We start from the raw sequence: 3,826 nt of genomic DNA on the forward strand, positions 1-3,826 counted from the left end.
TTGTGACGATGGCGGTCAAGGTGCCGGAAACGCTTGCGCATCTACATTATTGGAACGTTGAACTGTCGCGCGCCGCCGACCGAGAGGAAGTATTGGCGGCATTTCACTCTTCGACGCGTATCGCCATGGTCAGGCTGGACGAAGGACTGACGGGTATAAACAGTGTCAAGGAACTCATGGCCGACCTGAAACGTCCAAATGACAATCTATACGAAGTCGCTCTTTGGGAAGACCTGGTTACGATTCAGAATAATGAACTCTTCTATGCCTATATGGTCGACAATCAGGCGATCGTCATCCCGGAAACGATTGATGCGATCAGGGCGCTGACAGGGCCTTTGACAGATTCACAAAAATCCATCGCGAAGACCAATGTCACCCTCGGCATCGGATCGGCGTTCTATTGAAACCGTGATGGCGTGAGGCGAGGCGTGGGCGTTGCAAGATCGGTAGGTGGCTCGAACATTGCTGCGAGACCAGCATATCCGGCAGGGCGCGTCGCGCGGCCAGATCTGCTGGCAATGAGCCTATGGTTTGGTACCCGAATAGATGGAGATCGATCCGGTCGGCGTAAGCGTGATGCTCTGCTCCTTGACATGAACAAATCCGGCACCCTGCATGAATTCAGGCAGCCGGCCGTCCTTGTTGGCTCTGGTGTCGGCATACCCATCGGTCAGGCGGACGAGGTTGAATGCGAGCTTCATCAACATTGAGCGCTGCCGACCGTAATCTGCGATCAGCAACTCGCCACCGGGTTTAAGAAGGCGAAAGGCGTTTGCGAGGATGCTTGTTTTCACCGGGATCGGGCATTGGTGCAGTACGAGACTGATCAGAATCTTGTCCGCGCTTCCCGGCCGGACAATGTCATCAATCGTTTCGTCGCCCATCGCGGTTACGAATTCGATATCGGCTCGGGCTCTTGTCGCTTTCGCTTCTGCGATTTTCCGTATGTCGGGGTCCGGATCAATTGCGACCATGCGAACGTCAGGCTGCGTTGTCTTGATCAGACACGCCATGCTTGCGGTGCCCGCGCCAATATCGACGATTGTTTCTTCGTCCCTCGGCGCCAAAGCGACGAGCAGGCTGGCCCGCCATTTTTTCTCACGGGTCAGGAGAGCGATGACGCGATCATAAAGTTCTATCGAACCGCGGGGGCCGAGTGCAGGCGTGTAGGCAGGAGCTGGTAACTGGGTCATCGTTTGACCTTAGAGCGGAGCAAACCCGCCAGTCTTGAATGTTTCAACGGCGTTGAAACACGGCGCCTGTGTAAGTTCCCAGTGTAAGGAGTGAGGGAAGGTGCCGTCCATGCCGTATCACCATCAAGACTGGTCGCTGCTCATATGCGGCAGGCTTCGACCCTTGCGCATTGGAGACACCGCTAATGAGACACCTCAAGGCCGACACGCATGCATCTCACTCACACGTACGTGCGCAGTGTCCCCGGGGGCCCGCCTGCAGAGCCGCACTTCTGGCAATTATTGGACTCGGCGTCGCGGCCCTTCCGGCCATGGCCCAGATCAATCTCTATGACAGTGAGGCCGCAGCCACCGTTGCTTTCGCGCAAAGCAATCCCTGGTTTGGTGAGCCCGAAGCCAATATCGGCGTTGACACCAGCACAGGGGCAGAGTTTGCAATTGAGCCGCAGCTATGCCTGGCCTTGAAAAATGTATTCGGCGAGGAATTGTCAGCCGGCCTGTCTGCTGTCGGGAGGGAGACATACGGTGAGAGCGCAAAAGGTTTCGCCGCCGGGATCAGTGACCCCGGCAAGGCGACGCTCGAAAAGCCCTATGTCGGTTGGAAGACAGAGCTTGGCGAGGAAGACTTCTTCGAGGTCATTGGCGGAGATTTTGCCAGCGAGCTTCTGGCCGGCGAACTTGAAGTGGATCTCTCCATCATGGCGACCGATGCCGATGCGGTCTATGTCGATTGGGGACAACCCTCGCAGCGCCGCATTGTAGAAGCGGAACCTGATGCTCTGGACGCGTATGATTTCCCGGCGGGCTCAATGGGCCCAAAGGTCAGAGCCGCTCGCGCGTTTGCGCGCCATAGCGGCGCAAAAGCTGCGATCGAGGCGATTGTTGCAGGTACGGCTGGCACGCTTATCATCAACTCGGTTCGCGGCCTGAGCGCGGAATCAGTTTGACACGCCGACGTGCTCCTGGACGCTCTGGAATCGGACTTTACCGTCCTGTGCGGCATTTTCTGCTTTATGCCTCCATGGGCGCGGTCATAGGCGTCATCGTCCTTCATCCCATCATTACGCTTGTCTTGTGGATGGAGTATGGCGCTCTGTTTTCACCAGAATATTCCGACTTTGGCCGATTTGCCTGGGAGCGCGTGAGCGGAGCGCCAGTTTACCATCTCATGGCAATGAATGCCATTTTCGCTGCACTCGGCGCGGCAATCGGAGTGGTCTTTGCCGTTCTGACACGGGCACTATCTGTTCAGTCGCGTAAAGCCGAAGGACTCCTTGAGTATCTCCAAACGGCATTGCCAAGTGTCATTGCCGGAGGTGAAAACGAGTTCACCGAGTTCAAATCCACTTTGCGGTGGGATATCAACGAATCCAGGACCAATAGAAGTCTTGAGCAAGTCATTGCCAAGACAATCGCTGGATTGATGAACCATGAAGGCGGTCGTCTCCTCATCGGCGTAACGGATGAAGGCAATCTCACCGGAATTGAACAAGATCTGAAAACGCTTAGGCAACCGTCAGTTGATGAATTCGAGCGCGCCTTGACGGGTATCGTGAAGGCGTATCTGGGGGGTGTCGCTTGTACGCTGATCAGGTGCCGGTTCCTGAAGATCGACGACATGACAATATGCTGGGTGCTCGTAGAGCGCGCCGCAGAACCAGTCTTTCTCGTCCTGTCGGATACCTCGAAATATTATGTCCGCACCGGGAATTCGACGCGCGAGTTGAACGCCGCGGAAGCACATGATCATATTCAGCGGAGAGGGAGGTAGATGTCATGTCTGTTGATTGGCAGAGCGGCCTCCTGTTTCCAGATGCTTTCACATCTCACTTGACTGTCGCTGCGTCAGACATTGATGCGTTCAGCCATGTGAACAATGCAGTTTATCTGAAGTGGATGAATGACTGCGCCATGGAGCATTCAGCGTCGGTTGGACTGCCCGCTGAAGCGTGTGTCGATCTGGACCGGGGTATGGCAGTTCGGGAAACAAGGCTGGTTTATCAGCGGCCTGCCCGGCTTGGCGACGGGGTAATCATTGCGAACTGGGTAACGTTCAATGATGGCAGATTGCGGGCCAATCGGTATTTCCAGGTCGCGCGGGCAAGTGATCATCAAACACTGCTTCTGGGCGCATCCAAATATGTCTGTATAGCGCTTTCCACTGGCAAGCCCGCCCGTATGCCCGATGTGTTCGCGAAAGCCTATCAGGTTGAACCGGGATTGCAGCGGCGCCTCGTTGCGGATGCGGGGCTGCGCGCGGAGCTTATCATATAGGAGAACATGCCCCGATCCGGATTGTCAGCGATCCAGGAGACAGACCTGTTGTCACAATCGCTGAAAGCGAGACATGTGGCGTCCGCCCCGGCAGAATGAATCAAGTCACCCGGCCAGACCATACCGGCCGGGCCATCATACGCGCCGTCTGCCAGGCACCATGTCGTGCATGCGGAATAATGCCCGCAAAAGGGAATGCCTGCTGCTATGGCTGCTTCCAGGATCACCGTCTTCAATCAGCCAGGATACGCAAGGCGCGGTGTTCGGAATGAACTGACGACGACTGGCGTTTTGGTTGCAAATACGACTCACTTGCATTGAGGATTTGCCCAACGTATTAGAATGCAACTTATTCT

The 3,826-nt window shown here is 55.8% G+C and carries 4 protein-coding genes and 1 pseudogene; 4 read left to right on the plus strand and 1 reads right to left on the minus strand.

Annotated features, from left to right (window positions below):
• Positions 1–407 (plus strand): annotated as a pseudogene (locus HOC_RS20095) (type II glyceraldehyde-3-phosphate dehydrogenase); the annotation flags it as partial.
• A 120-nt stretch (positions 408–527) separates the two neighbouring features.
• Here HOC_RS20095 and HOC_RS20100 read toward each other — a convergent pair.
• The gene (locus HOC_RS20100; RefSeq protein ID WP_035542180.1) at positions 528–1,196 is read right to left on the minus strand and encodes a class I SAM-dependent methyltransferase; all 669 of its coding nucleotides are present in this window, start codon (positions 1,194–1,196) and stop codon (positions 528–530) included.
• A gap of 185 nt (positions 1,197–1,381) precedes the next feature.
• Between HOC_RS20100 and HOC_RS20105 the strand changes: the two genes are divergently transcribed.
• Genes HOC_RS20105 through HOC_RS20115 form a run of 3 tightly spaced genes read left to right on the plus strand, consistent with a single transcriptional unit; the run spans position 1,382 to position 3,470 of the window.
• A complete protein-coding gene (locus HOC_RS20105) occupies positions 1,382–2,143 on the plus strand; it encodes an amino acid kinase family protein (protein ID WP_084146510.1) in 762 nt (253 codons plus the stop codon).
• 47 nt (positions 2,144–2,190) lie between these two features.
• Positions 2,191–2,967: an AlbA family DNA-binding domain-containing protein gene (locus tag HOC_RS20110; protein ID WP_156950577.1), complete on the plus strand. Its 777-nt coding sequence runs from the start codon at positions 2,191–2,193 to the stop codon at positions 2,965–2,967.
• A 5-nt stretch (positions 2,968–2,972) separates the two neighbouring features.
• Positions 2,973–3,470: an acyl-CoA thioesterase gene (locus HOC_RS20115; RefSeq protein ID WP_035542184.1), complete on the plus strand. Its 498-nt coding sequence runs from the start codon at positions 2,973–2,975 to the stop codon at positions 3,468–3,470.
• Positions 3,471–3,826: the final 356 nt, after the last annotated feature.

Source organism: Hyphomonas oceanitis SCH89, from assembly GCF_000685295.1.
Lineage (GTDB): Bacteria > Pseudomonadota > Alphaproteobacteria > Caulobacterales > Hyphomonadaceae > Hyphomonas > Hyphomonas oceanitis.

What these genes read in the sequence shown, in the direction of transcription:
- HOC_RS20115 (WP_035542184.1), top strand. Translation starts at nt 2,973, where the DNA reads ATGTCTGTTGATTGGCAGAGCGGCCTCCTGTTTCCAGATGCTTTCACA.
- HOC_RS20100 (WP_035542180.1), bottom strand. Translation starts at nt 1,196, where the DNA reads ATGACCCAGTTACCAGCTCCTGCCTACACGCCTGCACTCGGCCCCCGC.
- HOC_RS20105 (WP_084146510.1), top strand. Translation starts at nt 1,382, where the DNA reads ATGAGACACCTCAAGGCCGACACGCATGCATCTCACTCACACGTACGT.